General features: G+C 38.4%; 20 protein-coding genes. 8 read left to right on the top strand and 12 right to left on the bottom strand.

All coding sequences use genetic code 11. The annotated features are described in order from the left end of the window. Window positions 1-66: 66 nt before the first annotated feature. From RMY27_RS00305 to RMY27_RS00275, 7 genes are all read right to left on the bottom strand, one after another. The gene (locus tag RMY27_RS00305; RefSeq protein ID WP_322659786.1) at window positions 67-1,020 is read right to left on the bottom strand and encodes a hypothetical protein; all 954 of its coding nucleotides are present in this window, start codon (window positions 1,018-1,020) and stop codon (window positions 67-69) included. Between the two features lie 87 nt (window positions 1,021-1,107). Continuing rightward, on the bottom strand, window positions 1,108-2,379 hold the full coding sequence (locus tag RMY27_RS00300; RefSeq protein WP_322659389.1) for a glycosyltransferase family 4 protein: 1,272 nt from the start codon (window positions 2,377-2,379) through the stop codon (window positions 1,108-1,110). 47 nt (window positions 2,380-2,426) lie between these two features. Beyond that, complete coding sequence (locus RMY27_RS00295; RefSeq protein WP_322659387.1) at window positions 2,427-3,656, bottom strand: O-antigen ligase; 1,230 nt, start codon at window positions 3,654-3,656, stop codon at window positions 2,427-2,429. An 18-nt stretch (window positions 3,657-3,674) separates the two neighbouring features. Beyond that, window positions 3,675-4,601 carry a glycosyltransferase family 2 protein gene (locus tag RMY27_RS00290; protein ID WP_322659785.1) on the bottom strand — a complete coding sequence of 309 codons (927 nt, stop codon included), beginning with the start codon at window positions 4,599-4,601 and terminating at the stop codon, window positions 3,675-3,677. A gap of 24 nt (window positions 4,602-4,625) precedes the next feature. Further along, complete coding sequence (locus RMY27_RS00285; RefSeq protein WP_322659385.1) at window positions 4,626-5,948, bottom strand: flippase; 1,323 nt, start codon at window positions 5,946-5,948, stop codon at window positions 4,626-4,628. Window positions 5,949-6,065: 117 nt separating this feature from the next. Further along, window positions 6,066-7,019, bottom strand: coding sequence for a glycosyltransferase family 2 protein (locus tag RMY27_RS00280; protein WP_322659383.1), 954 nt, complete (start codon window positions 7,017-7,019; stop codon window positions 6,066-6,068). Window positions 7,020-7,089: 70 nt separating this feature from the next. After that, window positions 7,090-9,294 (bottom strand): polysaccharide biosynthesis tyrosine autokinase, encoded by a 2,205-nt coding sequence (locus tag RMY27_RS00275; protein ID WP_322659381.1) that lies wholly within the window; start codon window positions 9,292-9,294, stop codon window positions 7,090-7,092. A gap of 1,168 nt (window positions 9,295-10,462) precedes the next feature. Between RMY27_RS00275 and RMY27_RS00270 the strand changes: the two genes are divergently transcribed. Beyond that, window positions 10,463-10,846 carry a hypothetical protein gene (locus RMY27_RS00270; protein ID WP_322659379.1) on the top strand — a complete coding sequence of 128 codons (384 nt, stop codon included), beginning with the start codon at window positions 10,463-10,465 and terminating at the stop codon, window positions 10,844-10,846. Window positions 10,847-10,918: 72 nt separating this feature from the next. After that, the gene (locus RMY27_RS00265) at window positions 10,919-11,347 is read left to right on the top strand and encodes a bifunctional diaminohydroxyphosphoribosylaminopyrimidine deaminase/5-amino-6-(5-phosphoribosylamino)uracil reductase RibD (protein ID WP_322659377.1); all 429 of its coding nucleotides are present in this window, start codon (window positions 10,919-10,921) and stop codon (window positions 11,345-11,347) included. Window positions 11,348-11,604: 257 nt separating this feature from the next. Here the strand turns inward: RMY27_RS00265 and RMY27_RS00260 are convergent, their stop codons facing one another. Continuing rightward, window positions 11,605-11,757: a hypothetical protein gene (locus RMY27_RS00260; protein ID WP_322659375.1), complete on the bottom strand. Its 153-nt coding sequence runs from the start codon at window positions 11,755-11,757 to the stop codon at window positions 11,605-11,607. A 901-nt stretch (window positions 11,758-12,658) separates the two neighbouring features. Between RMY27_RS00260 and RMY27_RS00255 the strand changes: the two genes are divergently transcribed. The 4 genes from RMY27_RS00255 to RMY27_RS00240 all read left to right on the top strand — a co-directional run bounded on the left by RMY27_RS00255 (window position 12,659) and on the right by RMY27_RS00240 (window position 15,114). Then, the gene (locus tag RMY27_RS00255; protein ID WP_322659373.1) at window positions 12,659-13,678 is read left to right on the top strand and encodes an RpoD/SigA family RNA polymerase sigma factor; all 1,020 of its coding nucleotides are present in this window, start codon (window positions 12,659-12,661) and stop codon (window positions 13,676-13,678) included. A 115-nt stretch (window positions 13,679-13,793) separates the two neighbouring features. Continuing rightward, window positions 13,794-14,288: an ureidoglycolate lyase gene (locus RMY27_RS00250; RefSeq protein ID WP_322659371.1), complete on the top strand. Its 495-nt coding sequence runs from the start codon at window positions 13,794-13,796 to the stop codon at window positions 14,286-14,288. Window positions 14,289-14,464: 176 nt separating this feature from the next. Further along, window positions 14,465-14,812: a translation initiation factor gene (locus RMY27_RS00245; RefSeq protein WP_322659369.1), complete on the top strand. Its 348-nt coding sequence runs from the start codon at window positions 14,465-14,467 to the stop codon at window positions 14,810-14,812. A 143-nt stretch (window positions 14,813-14,955) separates the two neighbouring features. Continuing rightward, window positions 14,956-15,114 (top strand): YqaE/Pmp3 family membrane protein, encoded by a 159-nt coding sequence (locus RMY27_RS00240; protein ID WP_179065728.1) that lies wholly within the window; start codon window positions 14,956-14,958, stop codon window positions 15,112-15,114. Window positions 15,115-15,385: 271 nt separating this feature from the next. Here the strand turns inward: RMY27_RS00240 and RMY27_RS00235 are convergent, their stop codons facing one another. From RMY27_RS00235 to lpdA, 4 genes are all read right to left on the bottom strand, one after another. Further along, window positions 15,386-16,048 (bottom strand): carbonic anhydrase, encoded by a 663-nt coding sequence (locus tag RMY27_RS00235; protein WP_322659366.1) that lies wholly within the window; start codon window positions 16,046-16,048, stop codon window positions 15,386-15,388. 117 nt (window positions 16,049-16,165) lie between these two features. After that, window positions 16,166-16,417 (bottom strand): DUF5340 domain-containing protein, encoded by a 252-nt coding sequence (locus RMY27_RS00230; RefSeq protein WP_322659782.1) that lies wholly within the window; start codon window positions 16,415-16,417, stop codon window positions 16,166-16,168. 241 nt (window positions 16,418-16,658) lie between these two features. Next, the gene (gene trpC, locus RMY27_RS00225; RefSeq protein ID WP_322659364.1) at window positions 16,659-17,549 is read right to left on the bottom strand and encodes an indole-3-glycerol phosphate synthase TrpC; all 891 of its coding nucleotides are present in this window, start codon (window positions 17,547-17,549) and stop codon (window positions 16,659-16,661) included. A 97-nt stretch (window positions 17,550-17,646) separates the two neighbouring features. Continuing rightward, window positions 17,647-19,071, bottom strand: a complete 1,425-nt coding sequence (gene lpdA, locus RMY27_RS00220; RefSeq protein WP_322659362.1) for a dihydrolipoyl dehydrogenase — start codon at window positions 19,069-19,071, stop codon at window positions 17,647-17,649. A gap of 428 nt (window positions 19,072-19,499) precedes the next feature. Here lpdA and RMY27_RS00215 point away from each other — a divergent pair, with 428 nt between their 5' ends. Both RMY27_RS00215 and RMY27_RS00210 read left to right on the top strand, forming a co-directional pair. After that, window positions 19,500-21,275 (top strand): SWIM zinc finger family protein, encoded by a 1,776-nt coding sequence (locus tag RMY27_RS00215; RefSeq protein ID WP_322659780.1) that lies wholly within the window; start codon window positions 19,500-19,502, stop codon window positions 21,273-21,275. A gap of 454 nt (window positions 21,276-21,729) precedes the next feature. Then, on the top strand, window positions 21,730-23,496 hold the full coding sequence (locus RMY27_RS00210; RefSeq protein ID WP_416212301.1) for a ShlB/FhaC/HecB family hemolysin secretion/activation protein: 1,767 nt from the start codon (window positions 21,730-21,732) through the stop codon (window positions 23,494-23,496). Window positions 23,497-23,926 lie beyond the last annotated feature (430 nt).

Below are 23,926 nucleotides of genomic sequence, written 5' to 3'. Positions count from 1 at the left end.
ATTTTTGACAAATGTTATTCATATCTTAAGCATCAAATTTATACCTTCCATTATTGTTAGATAGGTTTAAAACTTAACCCTGCTTTCTATCCAGCCACTGAAATTAATATCTAAATTAAAGCTTTTGAGCTTTTGTTCCATTCTTCTGACTCTCAACAAATATCGATGCCAAACTGATACACGAGGCATATTAAGTCTGACAATCTCTTCACATAACCATTGATATTTCTCGGAATTGACATTAAATTTTTTCAATCTTTTTATTTGTCCATACCAATCGTTATAAAAAAATAAGTTGAAATAATGAATGGATACAATATCATCCCAATGTTTAATTTGTAGTTCTTTTGATAAACGGTTATGTAAAGGTAATGGATAACTATAATTAGGGGGAAGATGTTCAACATTTTCTTCCAAAGCACATAAAGTTACAGACAAAACAGACTGCTCAACAAAATAAATACCCTGGGGAGGAGTAATATCCAAGCGCATTACTTTTTCAAAATTCTCTTTCCAAGTTGTAAATATACCCGCACTCTTTCTTACAGCAATCAAACCAGAATTCCAGTAGGCTCTGATTCTTTTATTACCAATTGGTGTGTCAACAAATACCTCACGCTTTACTCCCAGTACTTCATACAGTTTTTGCCAATACCATTCTTGAGGATCTTGCAGGCCTGTAGAACCAATTCCTTGACCGTACTCAGGACGCATCCGTACATTACAATCTACGGGCAATAAAAATTCTTTTGGTTCAGAAAAAAAGCATTTGTCACTGTCTAAAAAAACCAATATTTCTGCATCAATATTTTGTTCCGCATAGGCACAAACTAGGGGCTTATTAGCTAAATAATATTCATGAAATTCTCGATTTATGGGAATTTGTTGATGAATCACCTGCAATGCTTCAAAGGCTTGTTGGGTTTGCTTTAAAATCGGTTCACCTACTCTAGGATGAAAACTATATATAGGTGTATTTTTCAATTCGCCGCAGAACTTCCGAATACTTTCTGCAAGCATCAAAGATTGACCTTCTAAACGACCAGGTTCTGTACAAATTATAAAAGCTATAGGTATTGACATATTATGAAGTATTGATTTACTAAGTTAATTACTCAATGAAGATTTCTTTGCTATCATCAATATTTCCTGAAACAAGGCTGAATAACGACGTGCTTGAAGTTCCAGGGTAAATTCTTGCTCGGCTTTCTCACGAGCATAAAATGACAGTTTTTGCAACCTCTGTTCATTTTCAAGAACCCAGGTAATTCCTTTGGCAAAATCCTCAACTTCATAAGGTTTAGCTAAATAGCCGTTCTCCTGATGATCAACAATATCTTTTAAGCCAGTGGAATTAAACGCCACAACTGGAGTACCACAAGCGAATGATTCCGAAGCTGTCTGTCCAAAAGATTCTTGAAGAGATGGTACAAGCATTACATCAGCAGCTGAGTAAACAGTTGCTAAAGATATAGCATCATGTAAGTGTCCTAAATAGTGGGTTTTGAAACCTAAATCAGGTGGATTTTCGGGTTGAGATGCTCCAAAAATCACAACTTCCAAGTCATCCTTCCAGCCAGATTTACTCAATTCTTGTAAAGCTGGTTGCAACAAATGAAATCCTTTATTTCTATCGCTTGTTGCTTCTATCGCTCCAAAGAGTATCAGCTTTTTATCTTGGGGCAGATTGAGTGCTTCTCGTGCAAAATGTTGATTAATCGGTCGATATTTTTGAGTATTTAGTCCGTGGGGAATTACCTCAATTCGCAAATTTTGGAATAAAGAGCTAGAACGAGCGCACTCTGCTAACCAAGAACTTGGTGAAACCAGAGTTAAATTTAAATTTTTCCAAGCTTTTACTTTGCGCTGCCATACCCAACGGGATAAATCCCATTCATTGCCACTGTTGAGTTGAGGACAAGCCCCACAGGATATTTTGTAGCGATCGCATTCTCCAGTTACGTGACACCCTCCAGTAAACCCCCACATATCATGCAGAGTCCAAACTAGAGGACGCTTCAGTTTAGCAAATGTTTCTATTTGCATAAAACCTCCGCTAATCCAATGCAAATTGATTATATCTGGATTAATCTGAGCAACTTTCGGAATAACTCTATCTGGCAACCATTGAGTAAAAAATGGAGTATTTTTCTTTTGGCGATAAAGCTTTAATGGTAAACTTTCAACTGTTAACTTTGCCTTAGCGATGCCTTGAAATAGTCTAATTTTAGGTGCAATTACTGTTTTATCATTACTATATTTTTCCTGAACTAACATTTGTGACTGTAGTCCTATATCCTGCAAACCTGTATGTAAACGATATGCAGCCCTTGCTGCACCGCCATTAATATCATGGGTACTAATATGTAAAATTTTCATTTTTATTAACTTAATAATCAATAAAACTATTTATGATCGCCATAAAACTAATTGACTAAAATATTTTTATGGTTTCGTTGATATTCAAGAGTTAAAGATAATGACGTGGTGACATACATTAACCAATTCCAGCTAGGAGTTAATAATCTGGCTTCTGAAAAATTAACTATGACAATAATAATTAGTATCTGCATTGGCCAATAATCTTCCGGTTTTTTCGCGACAGAAATAGTTCGAGTCAATGCCATGAGAAAAAACCGGACAAACCCTGCTGCGAAAGTCAAAAAACCTAAAAATCCTAATTCTAAAAATATTTCTAAAAAACCATTGTGAGCATTACTTGCCCAATCATAAGTAGCTCTTAATTTAGATGCAGCATTACTAGTCCAAAATCCCGAAAATCCATAACCGAGCCAAGGTCTTTCCAAAATCTTAGAAATTACTAGCTCCCAGAGGTCAGAGCGCCCATTGAAGGTAAGGTCTTTACCAGAAGTACCAACTACAGTTTCGATATTGTTGAGAAGTAATATTGAAAAAACTATCATTAACATCAAAGTTGAAGTAATCATAATAACTTGTAATTTATAATTAGTTCTCTTCAGCGATCTGTAGAAAGGTAAAAGTAATACCATTGTCAATAAGATCGTTAAAGATGTTGTTGAACGTGAGAGGATAATTAGACATACAGATATCCCACATAGTGCCCACATCAACCAGCGATATCGATGGCCGCTAAGAGCAAGGTGCAAAAAAACTCCTGCACTCCAAGCCATCATGTAACCTAATTCATTTTTATGACCATAAATTCCACTCCACATACCTACTAATTCAGGTGATTCGTGAATATAACCTGGTACGAATGCAGAAAATAACATAGATAATGATGCAGCTATGCCAAGCGCCCAAGCTATCAGCTTAATTTGTTCCTTAAGGGAATAACGCATTGCTAAATAGATTGCAAAAAAATATATGCGGATTAGACCTCTTAGATAAGTAAGACTAGAACTTAAGTCTTCTGACCATAAAAGAGAAAATATAACTATTGCTAGTAGAAAAAACTGTAATGGACTTCTAGTAATTACATAAAGAAAACCTTTCCAGTATAAAATTAGGAAATAAAATAGGATTAAATATGAAACTATGTTGAACAAAGTATCTAGCTTATCACCTCCAAGGGTAGACATGGAGACTTCTTGTGCAGGGTGTATTGTTAATGCCCCCACAGCAATGAGTAATAGCAAGATAGTTAATATTTTTTCTGTTAATTTTACTTTCATTTGGGATATTTAATTAATCTATTTTTTTATCACTGAGTAATTCAATCTTTTCTTCACTTCCTCTTTAAAAATGTCCAATGCAGTTGCTTTATAGACTGTTTTCTGTGTAAAATTATCTGCTTCTACATTCCTGACAATAAATGGTGGATGCTTTAATGGGAATTCCATTGCTCGCATCGGCATATTGATGAAAGAAAATTCTTGATTTGAAGTAAAATGAGTTGCGTCTACACCAACACCAACATTAGAGATTAAATTGACATTGGGAATAATACTTAAGCTTCCCTGCATCCAACAAGCAAATGTCCATTGGTAATCCCAGGTTATACCTGTAGGATTGTCATAAACAGATTGAAATATTCGTTGCCAAGAATTTACCGCTTTTTGGTCTACAAGAATGTCATGTAAAAGGTTTTCTGCTTGCACCTCTTTCCAGAGTTTGATAGTCAAATCATAATGTTGCCAAGCACGCCTCCAACTTGCCCAACCCCAGCAGTGGTTGTAGCGAGAAAAATAGTAACTGTAATTTGTACGTTTTTGTTCAAGTTGAAGATTTTGAGCAGAGATTGTGGCGATTCTGGTATCATTTCTATATTTTTCCAGCAGCTCTTGACTAAACCTGAAAAAAGTTGTGTGAGGAATACAATCATCTTCTAAAATAATTGTCTCTTCAACATTATTAAAGACCCAATCTAAACCACTTGATACCCGCTTTGCACAACCTAAGTTGACATCAGAATAATTCTTAATTACTTCACAATCCCAATCAACTCTCTCAATAATTGCCCTAGTAGCTTCGCATTTTTCTGCCTCAGCTTCGCGGTCAGTACGGGGCCCATCTGCAATTACAAAAAGTTTTGTTGGCTTGGCTTGGCGAATAGCCTCAAAAACTTTTTCTGTTGTTTGGGGGCGTTTAAAAATAATAAAAGTTACTGGTGTTTGGATCATATAAACTTTAAATAATAACGATTAGTATTTGTAAAAATGAATAAGCGATCGCACCTGAATTTTAAATAGCTTTTGTGTTCTTGAATCAAATGCGTTGCATATAAAAGCAGCAGCAGCTTGAGATATTATTGTTGCGATCGCAGCTCCAAGTCCTGCATATTTAGGAATCAGCAATAAATTGAGAATAATGTTTAGTATTGCCCCAAATAAAGTCTTACCTAAAGAAACGTGGTTTAAACCTTCAGCAATAAACCAAGGTGATGTTGCAAGACCCATAAATACAAACAAAGAAGTCCAAATATGAACTGCTAATATTGCTCCTGCCTCTGCATATCCACTTCCAAACATCACCATAATTATCTTGTCAGATAAAAAGGACATTGGAAAAGCAATTGCTAAAGATATACATGTCATTAGACTGAGTAATTGTCCTATTCGCTGATAGTAAAGACTTTCTGATTTTTCCTTTGCTGCATAAATTGCCGGAGCAACAGAAGAAACAATAGCCGCTGGAAGAAAATACCAAATTTCAGAAATACGCACAGCAGCAGAATAAATTCCAACCTCACTATCTCCAATCATTTGACCTAACATCACCTGATCTATTCTCATAAAAATCATGATGGCAAACCCCGAAAAAATTAGAGGTAAACTCTCTTTCAGAAGAGTTTTGGCAGCCGCAACGCTCCAACGCCATAACCACAATGAAGATCCTTTGACTTGGTAAACAATCAGTAAGCCAATAGCACTCATTGCAAATTCTGCTAATGTTACCAAAGCAAAAGCTAGCAACGGTGCTTTTGTTAAAATTAATGCGATTTTGATCAGAGTATTTAGCAGAAATGCCGTGTTTTTAGCGATTACAGCATATTTTGACTGCACCTGTGATTGAAACCACAGTTCAATAGTATCAGATGCCCTAAAAACTCCTGCTATTCCTAAAATTGCAACTAGCCATATCTTTAGTGTTTCACGCTCACCTAACAAAAACATCGTGCTAACTGCCAATAAAACAGAAGCAATTCCACCCAAAAATTTTAGCCAAAAAGTAGTTCCTAAAATTTCCTCTTTGTTTGATGATTGACGAACAAGGTGGCGAACTACTACGTCATCTAGTCCGAGAGTAAAAATTGGGCTGAATAAGGCAACAAAAGCTAAAGCATAGTTAAATAGACCATACTGTTGTACTCCTAAATAACGTGCTACCCATACTCCTACAACTAAGCTTGCACCCATACGTAGAATGCGGTCAGCAAATAACCAACCTGTATTAGCAATAATTGCACGCAGCCCAGAACGAGATTTAAATTTCGAGAAGTTTTTAATTTTTAATTTGCTTAACATTATGTTTATAAATTAATCATATGCAATTATTTATAATCAATCTAGCTCATGCAACTTTTTAACTTTCTTAAATACAAAAGAAAGTGGATTTATTCAGCAACTCACATTATTGAGCGCTTACAAAATTTTTAATTTACCACTAGTCAAAATTTTTAAAAAATAGCTAAACAAAAAAACCATACCCTTTATTTTCCAATAAAAACTATGCTCAAATAAAAATATTATTTTCAAATAAGTAATAAAATCGTGATATTTTGGGTATGGTATTGTTTGTAACTCATTAAGAGATATAAAAGCTAAGAATAGCGGAGAGTTAAAATTGTTTTTTTGCAAAATATAATTAAAGAGGGAATTGCGTTTCCAGAATCTTTTGTATTCATAGTTTTTGTCTACATCTAAAAACCTCTTATTATGATATTGATTATTTTCATGTATTCTATACATTACTAAAGGTTTAGACATATAAAACTTTTTAGCCCCCACCAAAGAAGCTCCCCATACCAAACAGTCATCAGCCCTTACACGCCAATCTTCTATATTTGGAATAGGTAAAAATTTTCTGACTATTTCTCTACGTATTGATAATGTTGAAGTTATGGAACCAATCCATTCACTATTATATAAAGTTCTAATTACTGAATAACCCAAATCTAAATCAACTTCATCGTCTTGAAATGTCCCTTCTACTGCTCCAAATTTTTTATACGCACAAAATAAAAAATCACATTCACTGCGTCTATTGTAAAAATTTAGGGCGTTTTCTAAATACTGAGGTTCATAAATATCATCAGCATCTAAAAAAAATATAATGTCACCATTAGCAGCTAAAAACCCTTCATTAAAAGATGATAATTGTCCTTGGTTTTTTTCTTTCAAGATAGATTTAACATTAGTTAATTGAGTAAAGTTGTTGATAATTTCCATAGAATTATCTGTGGATGCGTCATCAACAATGATAATTTCATCAAATTTAACTGTCTGATTTAAAGCGCTATCAATTGCCTCAGAGAGAAAATCAGCATAATTGTAATTATTAATTAAACAAGAAGTTTTAATTTTAGTTTTATCCATTATTTCTACAGTCAAAAAATTGGGTTTAGATGGTTGTAGTGATGGTAGCTTTCAAAATTTATCAGAAAAGTTAATGCTCTTTGCGAAATTTAGTTAAGCTGCTAGATACCAAATCTTGTTCAATTTGTCGTTTCTTAGTGTCATAAAAATAATTATTAGGTTCATTTTTAGTATTCACACCATTGATGACTATCCCTAATACCTTCTGACCTGACTGAGTTAAAAACTCTTTAGCCGCATTTGCACTGTTCAAGTCAACCACTCCAGGACGAACGACTAATAAGATACCGTCAGTCAAGGTGCTTAAAACAGCAGCATCTGCTATTCCTGACAATGGAGGAGTATCGAAAATGACAAGATCGTAATCTCTGCCAAAGTTACTAATTAATGTTGCCATGCGTTGAGAATCTAGCATTGCAACTGGATTTGGAGGCAAAACTCCAGAAGTGAGAACTTCCAGATTAGGCATTACTTCCTGAACAACTGTATCTAAAGAAGCTTGATTAATTAGTATATTACTTAGTCCCATTGTATTTGTTAGCCCCCAGATATGATGCTGTATGGGATGACGCATATCTGCATCCACCAACAACACCCTACGCCCTGCTTGAGCCATAGTTACAGCTAAATTTGCAGATACGTCAGACTTTCCTTCTTTTGCAACAGAACTTGTAACTACAATGCTTTTGAGCGGTTTATCAGAACAGAGGAACTTCAAGTTTACTTGTAGTATTTGATATGCATTACCAACAGGGAAGTAAGGAATATCTCTGCCAATAATTTTGGGAATAGCTCTATCCAGTCCTGGTATAGAAGAATGATCTTTACCATTTCTACCTTGTGTAGGAATTACTCCCAAAACACTGTATCTCAAGACTTCTTTGGCTTCTTTCACGGTCTTTACCGAGCGGTCTATCAAGTCTAAAGTAAAGGCGACAATGATACCTAAGAAAAAACCAACTCCTGCTCCACCAACAATAAACAGCATTTTCCGAGGCCCTTCTGCTTTATCAGGGATTAAAGCATAGGAAATGACACGAGCATTTGCAATTTTTTGGTTCTGTGCAATATCAATCTCTTGGCGTTTCTTTAAAAGTGTTTCGTAAGTCGTTTGAGCTGCTTGCAGTTTCCGTTCTAGCTCTCGTTGACTTTGTTCTAGCCTTGGCAAATTATTTGCTCGTTTTATATAGGCATTTTGCTGTTGTTTGAGTGTGGCAATTTGTCTCTCTAGCCCAACCCGTTCTGCCTGGGCACGAGTAATATCTGCAATTAGGCTTTGCCGTAGTTGTCCAACCTGTAAACTTCCCTGTGTTATCTGCGCTCCACCAGCTACTTGTCCTGTCCGCTCTTTTAGCAAGTTCTTAAGAGCTACGACTTTTTCTTCTAAGTTAGTAATTGTAGGGTGTTCAGCTGCAAAACGAGTCCGCTCTATTGCTAGTTTGCTTTCTGTTTCTTGGAGTTCAGCAAGCACTTTCTGAACTCCAGGTGCTTGACTCAATTCAGATTCAATTACCCCTTGCCGTGAATCTACTTGAGCTTCACTGCTTAACTGTTGTAGACGACCCTTCACATCATCTAGTTGAGCTAAAGCTTGAGAAATTTGGTTTCCTAACTTAGAAATTGTATCGACTGCTGCGGCTGCTTCTTGTTCTAGGACAACAACTTTATTCGTTTCTTTAAATACCCGCAGTTTTGATTCGGCTCTTCTGACAACTTCCTCAGCTTTAGGTACTTCCGTTACAAGAACCTGTTTGGCTGTCCGCGCTTCATTCTGATTAGCCTTGATATTTAGATCGATATAACTGTCAATAACTTCATTAACGATTTTAGCTGCTAGCTTTGGATCGCCGCCTTTATAAGAAAGTTGTACAACATCAGTGCCTTTAATTCCTTCTATTTTTAGTTGTTTTGCCAAGTCGGGAATCGAGAGCAGTTTGCCTTGACTATCTTTAAGGTTGAGGGAATTAATCGTTTTCTCAATTACTGGATTTGATCCAATAACTCTCACCTGAGTTTCCAAGGGATTGTCGTTCACATTCAAAGCTTCTAGGCGTCCTATGTCATCCGGTAAGCCCGTGAGTGAAGAAGAGCGATTTGTTTTAATCATCAAACTTCCTTCTGCCTTGTATGAAGGTTTTAGTGAAAATGCATATAAGCATCCAAGGCTAACAGATATGGCGAAAATTCCAACTAGAGGTAGCCAACGCCGTTGAAGAACTTCTAGGTATTTCTGAATATTTACTTCTTCAAAATGTGGTAAAGATTCCATCGTCATAATATATGTAAAGTTTTATAAAAAAAGACTATTTACTTACAGCAGATTGTTCTCACAATTTCGAATCCAGTAACACTGTAGTCTATTTTGTGATATTAATATTTAAGTTGATTGTTAGCTAACACCTTATTGCTGAGGTTCTTCAATATCTGAAGTTAACTAATAGTTTAGCAAGTCACAATTTTAACTTAATTCATATTTTACTGGCAGCAAAGCCAGGATAACTCACAATTTTATCCCTGATTGAGTTGCTTTCCATTTTTTGAGCTTAATTTTTGTTAACTTAGTTTTATGTTACTACTAACGCAAGTATTGATTAGTAACCTAACAATCACTATCATATTATGTAAGAACACTGAATTTAATAACTTCACGAAAAATTTATACAAAATACTAATATATTCACTTTTGGTTTGCTGATTTTAAAAAGGCAAAAGGAGTCAATTTTTCAGGTGAGGAATAGTTAGATTGTGCCAGTCTATAAGCGATGTATACACTTCCGAGATAGGCTTGAGACAGTGAAAATAGATACCTAGAAAGACTAGATGGATATTTATGTAAGCTACTTTAAAACTTTAATTAACAATGAATTCTTGCTTTGAATAATAGTCAATGGTAATAACACGGGACTGGCAATCATAAAATTGCATGATTTGAGTATTGAACCTATAAGGACTCACAATCAGCTTAATCTTTACTCCTCCCTCTTGTCTAATGGCTTGCTACCTACGACAAATTTTTCCGCTGACCGACTTAGTACAGGTAATTAAGTCGGTACAAATGATTAGAAGACAAGTAGTAAGACAAAATTAATTTACACAAAATTTAATTTTCAACTCTATCCAGCTTTAATTTAAAGTAGCCTAACAAAGGAGTATCAAATGACAGCGTGGTTAGAGCAATAAATTAGTTTACATCAGACTAGTACAAGACAGCGGAAATCCAGCTACTATCTCAATTAACCAGATGAATACCTCAAGCAAATTGTTCAAGGTAGGCCAACTTCAGCCATATTTTACTAGATTTCACTATATTTTTCATGAAGTTTCCCTATATTTATTATTACCTGTGTTAATCTGAAGTACTCAAGCTAGCCTCCTATTTTTTGGTTTTTGGTTTTAGGCAATTGTAATTATTAAACTGACATTAAATGTTGAGAGATGGAATTATGAAATCCTCTTCTATTATCTTACCCGTTGTGATTAGCACACTCACTTTCACTCATAGTGCCTATGCTAACCAGGAGAATGTTCCTACAACAATAGGCGATCACGATCAGGCTGGAGTTTTATTTACAGAACCAGCTACGATTAACGCTACATGGAGCAATTTTATCGGACAGACTAATAATCCAAAACAAACTGCTGAATCAATTTCCCTGATGCAGGAGCGAGGATGCCAAAAAATTAACCCGCTTGAGTTCATCAATAACCCAAGCGCTTTTTTTAAGCAATGTCAGGAGCCAACCAAGACTCAAAGTACTGAACCAATTGAGTATCTCAAGGTTCCTAAACTGGATTCTGGTATTAGTGTGACAGTTACTAAATTTTGATATGGGAACTTTTTTAACAATAGATAGCTAATTTTTGGTAGTGTGATTTATCTAGAGAATTTACGCTCAAATATGGATGCAATATTTATGCTGGCTGCTTTAGCTCAAAGCAGAAAAGCTTTGCCGGAATGTTTGCCGAACCCACCAGTAGGCTGTGTGATCGTAGATGGTCAAGAGATAGTAGCTCAAGGATACACACAAGCACCAGGAAAACACCATGCTGAGGCTAACGCACTTAAACAGATTCAAGGCAAAGCTTTCAACTTCTTGAAAATGTATGTAACTCTTGAACCTTGTTCTTTTCATGGACGCACACCTGCATGTGCTTTAGCGATCGCTGAAGATTGTCGAATAGATGAAATATATGTATCTATACTTGATCCAGACCCCCGCAATAATGGTAAAGGATTAGACATTCTTAAAAAAGCAGGAAAAATAGTTAATGTCGGATTATGCGCCAATGAGGTGAATGCTTTTCTTAACCAATATCTATTAAAGTGATGATTGAAGATTTAGATTAAAACTTCAATCATAGTACTATTTTCCGAAAAAACTTTGCAATAACCTAACTATATATGTATATACATAACTGGGCTTTTGTGTAAACTAAAAGTTGAAGCCAGTAACCGAGAAAGCTGTGAGATATTCCTTCATTACGAGTTTTAGACTATTTCCGACTTCTCCAAAAAGCGGGAATGTTGTTTAAGCTATGCTGCACAACAATCAACTAGATACCCTTACACAAAAATGTTTTCGCTTCAAGAGATATTAGGGCGATCGCGGGTGTTGCTGTCTTGCCAAGTATCATCCTTGATGTTAGTGTTACCACTGTTAGTACTTTTATTCCCTAAAATTTCTCTAGCAGTAATCAAGTTGATAATACCGCATCCAGTGCATATGTCTGCGTGCAATTATGACACAATTGCAATTGTCACAGATATCTGCGTCTTCTTGATCGTCCTAAATCCCAGCAAAGAGATATGAGTCAGAATGAATGTACAGATGTAGCAGTGCTACATCTGTGCAAGTGTTCTGGATACTGCATAATTAATTTCACCAGATGCCTAATTACTAAGTATTTGACCAGATTCTTAAAGTAAGCTGTTATTAAAGAAGGAGAGCAGGTGAAGTTCTTTCACGTTTAAGGATCCCGCTATGTACCTGGCTTGATATGATTAGATTGTATTATAAAAAATGAGGTAAAAAATTGATATTTTATATTTAATAAGTTCTTATTTAAGGGGATTACATCTATTGATAAAAAAATTATGAGCACATCAATGAATGAAATTTTTGTGATATTTTAAAATTTTCTATTAATAGTTTATCTCTTAGATAATGAAATCGTTCGTAACTTTTACTTTCTCCAGTAACACCATTGGATTACTAGACTAGATTTAATTGTTAATTGTATTTTATATGCGAAAATAAATGATAAAGGAATGTAATTACTTCAAAGGATATGCTAATGATACTTTAGGTAATTGATTTGTGACTGGTAATGATGTTATTATTAAGGAGTAGGTTGATTTTGGGTTTATTATCTCCAAGAATTAACTTGTAATGTATCATAGACCAGAATTCATCAGTGTTGCAAATTGATTAGACCTCTTGCATAAATTACAAATTAAAAACCCCACCCCGCCAAAGCGTAGCTTTATCTTCCCTCCCCGAAAGTGGAAGGAAATTAAGGGATGGGGTGTTAAGTACTTTTGCAAGATATCTATTAATTAACAGTGTGAAATGACTGTGGGTCTGAATATCTAGACTTGATACCAATAAATTGATGAGGTTACAGAGGAGCAAATAACCATGAGCAACTTAACATCTCCACATACCGAAGTTCAAAAAACGAAGAAAAAAAGTTTAGCCGCAGATAAAAAGCCTCGAGCTACAGATGATATTGTGCGTAGTTATCTGCAAGAGATCGGGCGTGTAGATTTGTTGACTCGCGAACAAGAGGTTATTTTTGCCCAACACGTGCAGCAAATGATAAATTTATTAGCTGCTAAGGAAGAATTGGCTGTGACATTAAACTACGAACCCACGCTGCAAGAATGGGCAGATCGGGTAGAGTTAAGTGTGGAGGTACTAGAGCAACAGCTAAATTTAGGACACCATGCCAAGCAGAAAATGATTCAGGCTAATCTCCGGTTAGTGGTAGCTGTGGCAAAGAAATACCAGCACCGGAACCTAGAATTTATGGATTTAATTCAAGAAGGTACTTTAGGTTTAGAACGGGGGGTGGATAAATTTGATCCCGCTCTTGGTTACAAGTTTTCTACTTATGCTTATTGGTGGATTCGTCAAGGAATTACACGGGCGATCGCTCAACAAGGACGTACAATTCGTTTACCTATCCACGTCTTTGAGAAACTGAACAAAATTAAGCGGGTGCAGCGAGAATTATCTCAGCACTTAGGTCGTGTTCCTACTACTGCTGAAATTGCCACTGCCTTATCTTTGACACCTAGCCAAGTTCGAGAGTGTTTATACTTAGCCCGACAACCCTTCTCTCTAGAGGCACGAGTTGGGGAACAACAAGATACAGAATTGCAGGACATATTGGAGGATGATGGTCCTTCTCCTGAAGATTATGCCGTTGAAGAATCTCTCCACCAAGATTTACAAGACTTATTGGCAAAGCTGTCTCCCCAGCAGCGAGAAATATTAACTCTGCGCTTTGGTCTAACTGATGGGTATGAACTTTCTTTAGCACAGATTGGCGATCGCATGGGTATTAGTCGAGAACGGGTGCGTCAGATAGAACAAAAAGCTCTCAGTCTCCTCCGACGCCAAAAGGAACAAGTACGTAGTTATCTAGCTAGCTAAAGTTATTTTTTCATAATTTAAGGCATTGAAACTCAAGAAGTCACCATAATGGCTGTATAAAATTAAGTCGTTTTGGGGGAAAATAAACCTAAATAATCTCTCTTAAAGATTTAATATGAGTACACCAAAGACAGTGCAACAATTGCAGGTACAATGGGTGACTTCTGAAAACTTTCGACGTTATGGACAGGTGATTTTTGCAAGTCTTGATGGCAAAACTTATGATGGGGAAGATGCCCAGTTAAACCTGCAAAACGGGATTCCACGATTTTATATTATGCGGTTGGAGAAGATAGGGCGAAAGTTCCACAAAATTACTCGTCATGTGGAATGCACTCAATGTCTGGGTTCTTTGGAAGGGAAGGATTGGTTAATTGCAGTTTGTCCTCCTCATAATGATGTGAATGAACCAGCATTAGAAGATATTGCTGCTTTCCGCATTCCGGGGAATTGTTTTATCAAGCTACACGAGGGTACTTGGCACGCTGGCCCCCATTTTGACCATGAAGCTGTGGATTTTTATAATTTAGAACTAGCTGATACCAATAGGGTAGATCATTTCACCCATGATTTTCTCAAGAGTCATCAATTAGAGTTTGAGATGGTTTAGGTAAGATTAGGTTTAATTATAGATATAGACAAGCCATTTCCCTGAATTAGTTCAAGTATTACGTCAGTTTGGTTATGATGTATGGATGTGTAATGTTAGCCTAGAAATTGTATCCCAGCAGAATGGTTGCGTAGAAGTTTCCACTGCCTTTGAAATTTTTCTTAAACATTCATTTTATGTCTTCTTCCAAGTCTCAATCTTCTGACAAAAGCTTTGTCTACCGCGAATTTGGCAATGACAACTCCGCCGCCACAGAAAGACCGATTCCAGAACTACCCCCACAACAACAAAATCTGAAAGTACAGGCTTCCCGCAAAGGACGCAAAGGTAAAACCGTCACAGTCGTTAGCGGTTTTCAAGCCAAACCCGAAACCTTAGCAGATTTGGTGAAGCAGTTGAAAACCCAGTGTGGGACAGGTGGGACACTTAAAGACAACGAAATTGAAATTCAGGGCGAACACAAACAGAAAATTGTTGAGATTTTGATCAAGCTAGGTTACAAAGCCAAAATTAGCGGTGGCTAATGTGTTGAGTGCGGTTTACCGTATCTTAAGCGCTATCTAGATTAAGAGAGGGAATGTTATCTTTGAGAGGTACAAATATGCTTGAACAGTGGTAAATTAGTTTGCCAACAAGCTGTTTTTTCTGAGATTAACAGGAGGTTTAAATGGATTTAGTTCGGATTCTGTGTGCCATTTTCCTGCCGCCTTTGGGAGTTTTTTTACAAGTAGGTTTTGGTATAGACTTTTGGATTAATATACTTTTGACGCTGTTTGGTTACATTCCTGGGATTATTCATGCAGTGTGGATAATTGCTAAGAAATAATTCTTTGTAGAAGTAGGTTAAGCGTACTAATATCTGTGTTAGTGATTGTTATAGAGGCAATTCATGAATTGCCTCTATAAAAAAGTTTAGAAAATTAACTACTTTGTATTCGTAACTTTAATTAAACAAAAATTTCTAAGAATACTATTTTATTTTTGAAATATACATAAACACTACCCAAGAAAACCCGATATCTAAATAAAAGTTGTAAAAACAATATTTATCAAGTCTCTAATGTAAGCTTTTGTGTGGAGTAAATACTGAATTAACTCTAACTTTTTAACATCGTATAGAGTCTAAATTCTAGAAGCAAGGGGCAGATGTGTAATTGCCATTGCACAGTTGAAACGTTTAAATCTTTGATTAACCCAGTGCGTATATCTAATACCCAGCCGTGAACCATAGGTGCTTTTCGCTCATGGAGTACTTGACGCATGATGGAAGTTTGGTAAAGATTTTTCACTTGCGCCACAACATTGATTTCCGCCAAGCGATTCAGACGTTCTTCTCTTGTTGGCAAAGCGTCAATTTCTTCTTGTTTCTCTAAATACAGTTCCCGAATTGGATTTACCCAGTTATCAAGAATTCCGATAGTTCTCCCTTCTAAAGCTGCCTTAATTCCTCCGCAATCGTAGTGACCACAAACGATAATGTGTTCCACTTTCAGGTGTAAAATTGCATATTCTAAAACGGCTAAAAAGTTTATATCTGTTAGAGAAACTTGATTGGCAATATTACGATGTACAAATAACTCTCCTGGTTCTGTACGGGTAAACTTTGTTAATGCCAGACGACTATCAGAACACCCAATGTATAAAAAAGGTGGTGTTTGTCCATTAGATAATTGTTGAAAGTAAGTTGGATCTAGAGCTAGCTTTTCGGCAACCCAAGCCTGATTATTTCTGAGGAGTTCATCAATGCTGTTGTATTTCATCTTTCGTTAAATTCGAGAGAGAATCTCATCAATATTTTATTTTAACTGATCTACAGATTTGTCTAAATCAAGATGAACTTTCTCAGAACTCAAATCTTCTAAAGATGACAATTTTTTTCAATCGGGGGCAACAACTTTGCTATCGTTATGATGATTGATTGACCAACGGTGATCGATAGCTACAGAGGAAAACTCGCAAATTTCTTCTAGTCGCTTTTGCTGTACAGCAGCTTTCCGGAGAGTAATAATTAGCTGATTCACCTGATGCCGTAAATCTGGGTTATCATTTACTGCTAACATAGTTTGTCTTTCTAAGAGTTGAAGTATAAGTTCGTAGTGAATAGGCGAAGGTAGAGGAATTTGCTCCATGAAGTTAAATTTTGATTTCATATTTGGGATTTTTTATTAGTCACAGTTCGTTTCTTGTTAATAAATTGTTACATACTAAATAACTAGTTGCTTATGGCTTTGATTTGATTAGCAATGAAGATTTGGCAAAGATATTGATGATATTTAATGGCAAACTGCTGCGTGTATACGCATAGTGTGCCCAATTGCTCAACTATTATGTGCAGCCCTGCACCTTTTAGGGGCAGGTGAGGTGTTTATTTCAAAAATTCCTCGGTAATATACGAGCGATCGCAGCGCCGGGATCTGGTTGTTTTACCAAAGATTCTCCAATGAGTACAGCAGATGCACCTGCTGTCAGCACTAAACTTAAATCTTCTGGGTTGTGTAGTCCTGACTCGCTGACAACAAGGATATTTTTCTCTTGCAATTGTCTACCCCTTGCAGCTAAAAGTTGGCAAGTAGTTTGCAGATCAACAGAGAAATCTTCCAAATTGCGATTATTGATTCCTACTAAGGAGACCCCATCCAAAGCTAACACACGGTCAAGTTCTGCCAAACTATGGACTTCAACTAAGGTTGCCATTTTCAGGTTGTTAGCAATTTTGAGGAAGTATTTCAAATCTTGATCGCTCAAAATAGCCGCAATCAACAAAATAGCATCTGCACCCTGAACCCGCGCCAAGTATATCTGATAAGCATAAACGACAAACTCTTTGCACAGTAGGGGCAAATCTACGGCAGCCCGAACCTTGGCTAAGTTTTCAAAACTACCTTGAAAAAACTTGACATCTGTCAGCACAGAAAGACAACTAGCGCCACCTTGCTGATAAGACAGGGCGATCGCTACTGGGTCAAAATCTTCTCGTAAAACACCTTTGCTGGGTGAAGCTTTTTTAACTTCGGCAATCAATGCTGGCTTAGTCTTACCTTGGCGCAAGGCATCGACAAAATCACGGGTTGGCGGCGCAGTCAGTACCCGCTTCCGTAATTCTTGCAAAGGAACTTGTTCCCGCATTTGGTCATATTCTACTTCTTTCTGCCAGACAATTTCTTCTAAGATGTGGTTTGGTGCTGCATCAGGCACGACAGCCTGATAACGCAATATCGATACATCAATAGCTGGGTTAGGTGAACGGCGACGGATTTGCATAATTTGTCATTAGTCATTGGTCATTAGTCATTGGTTATTAGTCATTGGTCATTTGTCCTTGTTTATTGACAAAGGACAAATGACAGAGGACAAATGACTAAATGGCTCGTTTATAAGCTTCGTCTAGGACTTCTGAGAGTGTCGGGTGGGCGTGAACTAGATGTGCAAGATTGTGGACAGATTGACGGTTGGCGATCGCAGCTGACGCTTCATGAATTAAGTCTGAGGCGTGCAGTCCGAAAATGTGAACACCCAAGACTTCTCCGGTGTCTTTGCGATATATCACCTTGGCAATACCGTCGGCTTCATTTTCTGCCAACGCTTTGGAATTTCCTTTGAAGTAACTCCTACTTGTGGCAATTTCAAACCCTTCAGCTTGTCCCAACTCCTTAGCTGCTGTTTCAGTTAAGCCTACATAGCTGACCTCTGGGTGGGTAAATGCCGCTGCGGGGATGCTGCGATAGTCTACTATTCTTTCCCTCCCAACTATATTTTCTACCGCGATGATGCCTTGAGCAGAAGCAGCATGGGCTAACATCATCTTCCCATTAGCGTCGCCAATTGCCCACAAATGCGGCACGACTTCACCTGCTGATAGCACTGCCATGCGATCGTCTACTGGAATAAAATTCCGGCGATCGACTTCCACACCCACAGACTCTAAACCAAGATTTTTGGTCGCTGGGATGCGTCCCGTAGCCACCAAGCAAGCATCTACTTCGATGACATCTACATCTTCTTTGGTTTTGAAATCTGCTAACTCAATCACCACAGGTGAACCTGGGATAACTTTTTTGGCGTATATCCCGACTTTCGTTTCAATATCGCGGGGATTAATTAGCACCCGTTCGGCAAGTTTGGCAATATCGCGGTCAAATCCTGGCATTAACTGATCTAGGGCTTCAATCAAGGTGATTTCACAACCCAAAGCTGAGTAAATATCAGAAAATTCTAAGCCGATATAACCACTGCCAATAATTGCCACCCAGTCTGGTAACGACTCTAATTTGACACCTTGATCGCTGGTAAAGACAGTTTTGCCATCTATTTCAATCCCTGGAGGGACAAAAGGAATCGAACCAGGGGAAAGGATAATGTCTTTGGCTGTGATGGTTTTTTCACCCCCGTCTCCGACGATAGAGACTTTTTGCGCCCCAGCGATTTTTCCCCAACCTCTGATGATATCGACTTTTAGACGTTTGAGGCTGTTGGTTAAGTCGCCTTGAAGTTTCGATACGAGATCGTTAGCATGATTAGCGATCGCTTGGCGATCGAATTCCACGCTACTAATTTGAATTCCCAGTGACTTGAGGTGGTGGGCATTGCGTAACTCCCGCACACGTCCAGATGCTGCCAGCAGCGCTTTAGAAGGAATACAGCCCCGATTAACACAGGTTCCTCCCATATCAGCAGCTTCAATAATTGCTGTTTTCAAACCACAACTTACGGCGTGTAAGGCTGCGCCATGTCCGCCTACACCAGCGCCGATAATTACTAAATCGTAATCATATCCTTGACTCACGTTAGTTTCCCCGTGTGCTTCGCCTATTTATTCTCAACTTGACCGACAATCAGCGCAACCCTTTTAACAGTTATCAGTTATCAGTTTTATCGCTGAACTCTAAATCCCTTACCTTACATTACCCTGACTGTTTACTGTTGACTGTTCACTGATTTCAGGTTTGGGTATTGCTAACTCAAATTATGATTCACTCACTTCTGGCGAAAATATGGATATTTTCATTATATGGGTTGGTTTTCCCAGAAAAGCGACAAGAAATTAAGTGAGTATTTGCAGGGTAATGAAGCTGATTACCAGTTCTAAGCTAGTTAATGAATAGAAATTGCGGTTTCATTCAGAATCTCCACACCTTTTTCTTTACAGGGCGTTAGCGTAACACTAAGCTGGATTTAGGATTGATCCAGAAGATTTACGCAGGCGATCGCTCGATGTCTATTCCCCAAATTAGTGAATTTACTATCCGCCGTCATGCCAACGCCAAATCTTTCCAGCGGGGCGAGGCATATTATAACGCTGGTGCTGTTAATGCCGTTATCCTACGTGGTCATTTGCTTCAGGCAGATGTTGTAGGCACCGAAGCTAGACCTTATCATGTCAGCCTGAATTTCGATAGTAGTGGGTTAACCTCAGTAAAATGCACCTGTGCCTACGACTATGAAGGGTGGTGCAAACACATTGTTGCGACGATGCTCGTTTGTGCGCGTAACTCAGAAAATATTGAGCAGCGTCCTACCCTTGAAGAACTACTAAATCGCCTGAATTATATCGAAACTCAAAGGCTGCTGCAAGAGTTGGTAGCAGAATACCCCCCTCTAATTGAGGCGATTGACCGCCATGTAAGTTGGATGACAAATCCTGCTGACAACCAAACAATTATAAAATCCGTGCGCCACAGTACTATTGATCCGGCTGCTTTTCGGCGGCAAGTACGGCAGATTCTCAAGGATACCGTGCGCTACTTTGAGGAGGGATACGAAGAAGACCCGATTGGCGAAGATTTGCTGAGTGTAGTCCAAACTGCGGTTGATTTTAGCGAACGGGGAGAAGGTGAAAATGCGATCGCTATTTTGTCAGCAATTACCTCTACCTGTGCGGAAAATTGGGATGATGTTGCCGAATACGGCGCTGAAAATGATGAAGTTGTCGCGGAATTAAATAATGCTTGGTGTGAAGCAATTCTTAGCACGGAACTTACTCCAGAAGAAAAAGTTGATATTCAAATAAATTTAGAAGCTTGGCAAGATGAGTGGAATGCTGATTTTGGTTTAGTTATGGAGGCTTTACGCCAAGGTTGGGATTATCCGCCACTGGTACAAGTTCTCCAAGGTAACATTACTGAAAGGGGGGCTTGGGAAGAAGACGTACCAGATTATGCTGATGATTTGGCATTAATTCGCCTGAAAATTCTCGAACGTCAAGAACGTTATCAAGAATACCTGTATTTAGCAGAAGCGGAAGGGCAAACTCAGCAATATCTGACAATGTTGGGGCGTTTAGGCAGGGTGGAAGAAGCAATTGATGCTGCTCAAACCCAGATGAACTCAATGGAAGAAGCCTTTGCTTTAGCGAAAACACTTAGCGTTCAGGGGGCATTACAGCAAGCATTAGATATAGCCCAGAGTGGATTAAATTTATCAGGTAATTGTCAGTACAAATTGGGAATTTGGACAAGTGATTTAGCTGTTGAGTTGGGTAATAGTGAAGCTGCTTTATTAGCAATTAAGGCGGCTTTTGAAATAAAGCCCTCCTTTGTGGATTACCAAAAGATGGCAGAATTGGCTGGGGCAAACTGGGAAAGTGTCAAAACAGACCTGCTGAGAATTGTCCGTACTTGTAGTGGTTGGGGAACAGAATCAGCCAAGGTAGATATATTCTTGTATGAGGGGCTAATTGATGATGCAATTGCGATCGCTGGTGAACTAAGTTCCGATCGTTCAGAGTTAATTCACCGAGTTATGGATGCTGCTATCCCTCATAATCCTGGTTGGGTGATTGCTAATGCTCGTCGCCGTGCCGAAAAGATTATGGATGCAGGTAAAGCCGAATACTATTATTACGCGGTTGAATGGTTGAAAAAGGCGCGTAATGCCTATTTGGAATCTGGGAAGAAAGCTGAGTGGTTAAGCTATCGGGAAAACTTGATGCAAACTCACGCTCGTAAACGTAAATTGATGGGAATGTTTCAGCAAAGTGGTATGGAGTGAAAAAGGCAGCAAGTAGTTCAATGAGCGGTGTAGGCTTATCTTTCAGAGACGTACAAGGGAAAGACCTACACTGAGTGCAGCATACTAAATCAGAAATTTGGTATCGATTTAAACTGTAAAAAAAGCACGGAGATACTACGCGTAGCTTGCTTCCACGTAGTGGTAGGGAAGCCTTTGACTACATAAATTTTTTTCCCTACCAAGGATTTCGGGCAACGCATAATTAATTTAATTTCACCAGATATCTGATTGATACTTTTAAATCTGCAATCACCAGATGATTTAGCTTTTAAATTGAGATTTGCTCAAGATATTAACTTTAGCGACAAAACATGAAGTAAGATTCACTTCTGAAGCAGTCCCCGTATAATCCCATAGTTACTGACAAGAATAGTCCAGTGCGATGATTGATAAATACCCTCAGAATCTTATACTGTCCTGCTTACCGCTGAGTATGCTTCTATTACTTAGCAGTACATCTTTAAGCCCACTGAAAGCTCAGGCTGTTGATACTACACAATTACCAACTAGTGATTTCACCCTATCACAACAAAATCCACCACCACCACCACCACCACCACAGGATATCCAACCACCTACACCTTCACCACTTCCCTCACCTGAAGTGCCACAGCCACTCCCCCCACCAGCAGAACTACTTCCACCCTCTGCCCCAACTCCCACACCTGATGCACCACTCCCTGGCAACTTTCCTCAAACTATTGTTGTTGAACGCTTTGAAGTTGTTGGTAGCACAGTTTTCAGTGCTGAAGAGTTAGCCAAAGCCACTGCTGAATTTACCAAACGCCCGATCTCACTGACTGAATTGTTTCAAGCACGTTCCAAAATCACTGATTTATATGTCAAAAATGGTTATATTACTTCTGGTGCTTTGATTCCACCCCAAAGAATCCAACCCCAATCCCGTGTTGTCAAAATTCAGGTGGTCGAAGGTAAATTAGAAGATATTCAGGTAACTGGGACTCGGCGGCTGAATCCGAATTATGTCCGCAGCCGACTAGCAATAGCCACATCACCGCCTCTCAATCGCCAGCGTCTATTAGAAGCACTGCAACTTTTGCAACTTAATCCTTTGATTCAAAACGTGACTGCTGAACTCTCAGCAGGATCGCGGACGGGTACGAGTCTATTAGAAGTTAAAATCAGTGAGGCAAAAACCTTTAGTGGGCAAATAGTTCTTGATAATGGGCGATCGCCTAGTGTTGGCAGTTTTCGACGCGGATTACGATTGAATGAAGCCAACTTACTCGGATTGGGAGATGGTCTGAGTGTAGGCTACACCAATACCGATGGTAGCAACTCCTTTGACGCTAGTTACACATTGCCTCTTAATCCCCGTAACGGAACGCTTACCTTGAACTATGGCACTACGTCGAGCAATGTCATTGAGCCTCCTTTCGACATCCTAGATATCGAATCGGCTTCTCGTTACTACGAGTTGACATTCCGTCAGCCAATAATCCAAACTCCTACACAAGAATTCGCTCTGGGGTTAACAGCTTCCCGACGCGAAAGTGATATCTCGTCGAGACTACAGAGAGAAGGGGTTCCCGCCTCTGATCTTTCACCTGGTGCTGATGAACAGGGACGCACCAGGGTATCTGCATTGCGATTTTTTCAAGAATGGACGAGTCGTAATAGTCGTGAAGTCGTTGCCCTACGCTCTCAATTCAGTTTGGGCATAGATGTGTTGAATGCCACAGTTAATCAAAATGCTCCCGATAGCCGTTTTTTTGCTTGGCAAGGGCAAGCACAATGGGCACGGCTTTTAGCTCCTGAAAGCTTATTGTTATTACGTTTAAATACGCAACTAGCATCTACAAAACTTCTGCCTATAGAGCAATTTGGCTTAGGTGGGCAGGATAGCATTCGCGGCTACCGTCAAGATTACCTGCTGACAGATAATGGCGCTTTTGTTTCTGCGGAAATTCAAGTACCGATTCTGCGCTTACCGCAGATAGATAGCATATTACAAGTTGTCCCATTTGTGGATTTTGGGGTTGGCTGGAATACTTCTGGTGAAGACAATCCCGATCGCAATACTTTAGCTGCTGTTGGTCTGGGGTTGCGTTGGGCACAGGGCGATCACTTCACCGTTCGTCTTGACTGGGGTATTCCTTTGGTATCTGTTAACAACTCAAATGAGAGAACATTACAAGAAAACGGTCTGTATTTTAGTTTACTCTATAATCCTTTTTAAGCGCTGTTCATCTCCACCCTAGCAAGAGTTGAGGGTGGGGATAGACAATAGTCAATGATAAAAATATGAAGATGATCTAAGTTTTTATAAAAAAGACCCTGGGTTATGATTCCAGGGTGCATACACGTTTTTCAGGCATTAATAGGTTCAATAATAACTCTGTAAAATAGTTATTTCTACTATCTATAGAATGATACAAAAGTAGTTCTAGTTATTTTGTTCTCTCAATACATCTGCCATTAGGAGTATACAAATATTGGCAGAGGAAAGTTATCCGGCAATATTATGATTGGATTAACCTTCAAATGCTACTGTAATTAATCCATATAATTTAAGCTAATTTAATTTTTGTTGAGCGCATAAAAACACATCAAAAATTAAATATAATAGACCTTTTGCAAAAATATATTTTTGCACTCTTAGGGAAAAG

Origin of the sequence: Nostoc sp. DedQUE09 (genome assembly GCF_034530915.1) — a bacterium.
Classification (GTDB): Bacteria; Cyanobacteriota; Cyanobacteriia; order Cyanobacteriales; family Nostocaceae; genus Nostoc.
The sequence above is the reverse complement of the archived record's forward strand: the minus strand, read 5'-3'. Positions and strand labels throughout refer to the sequence as shown.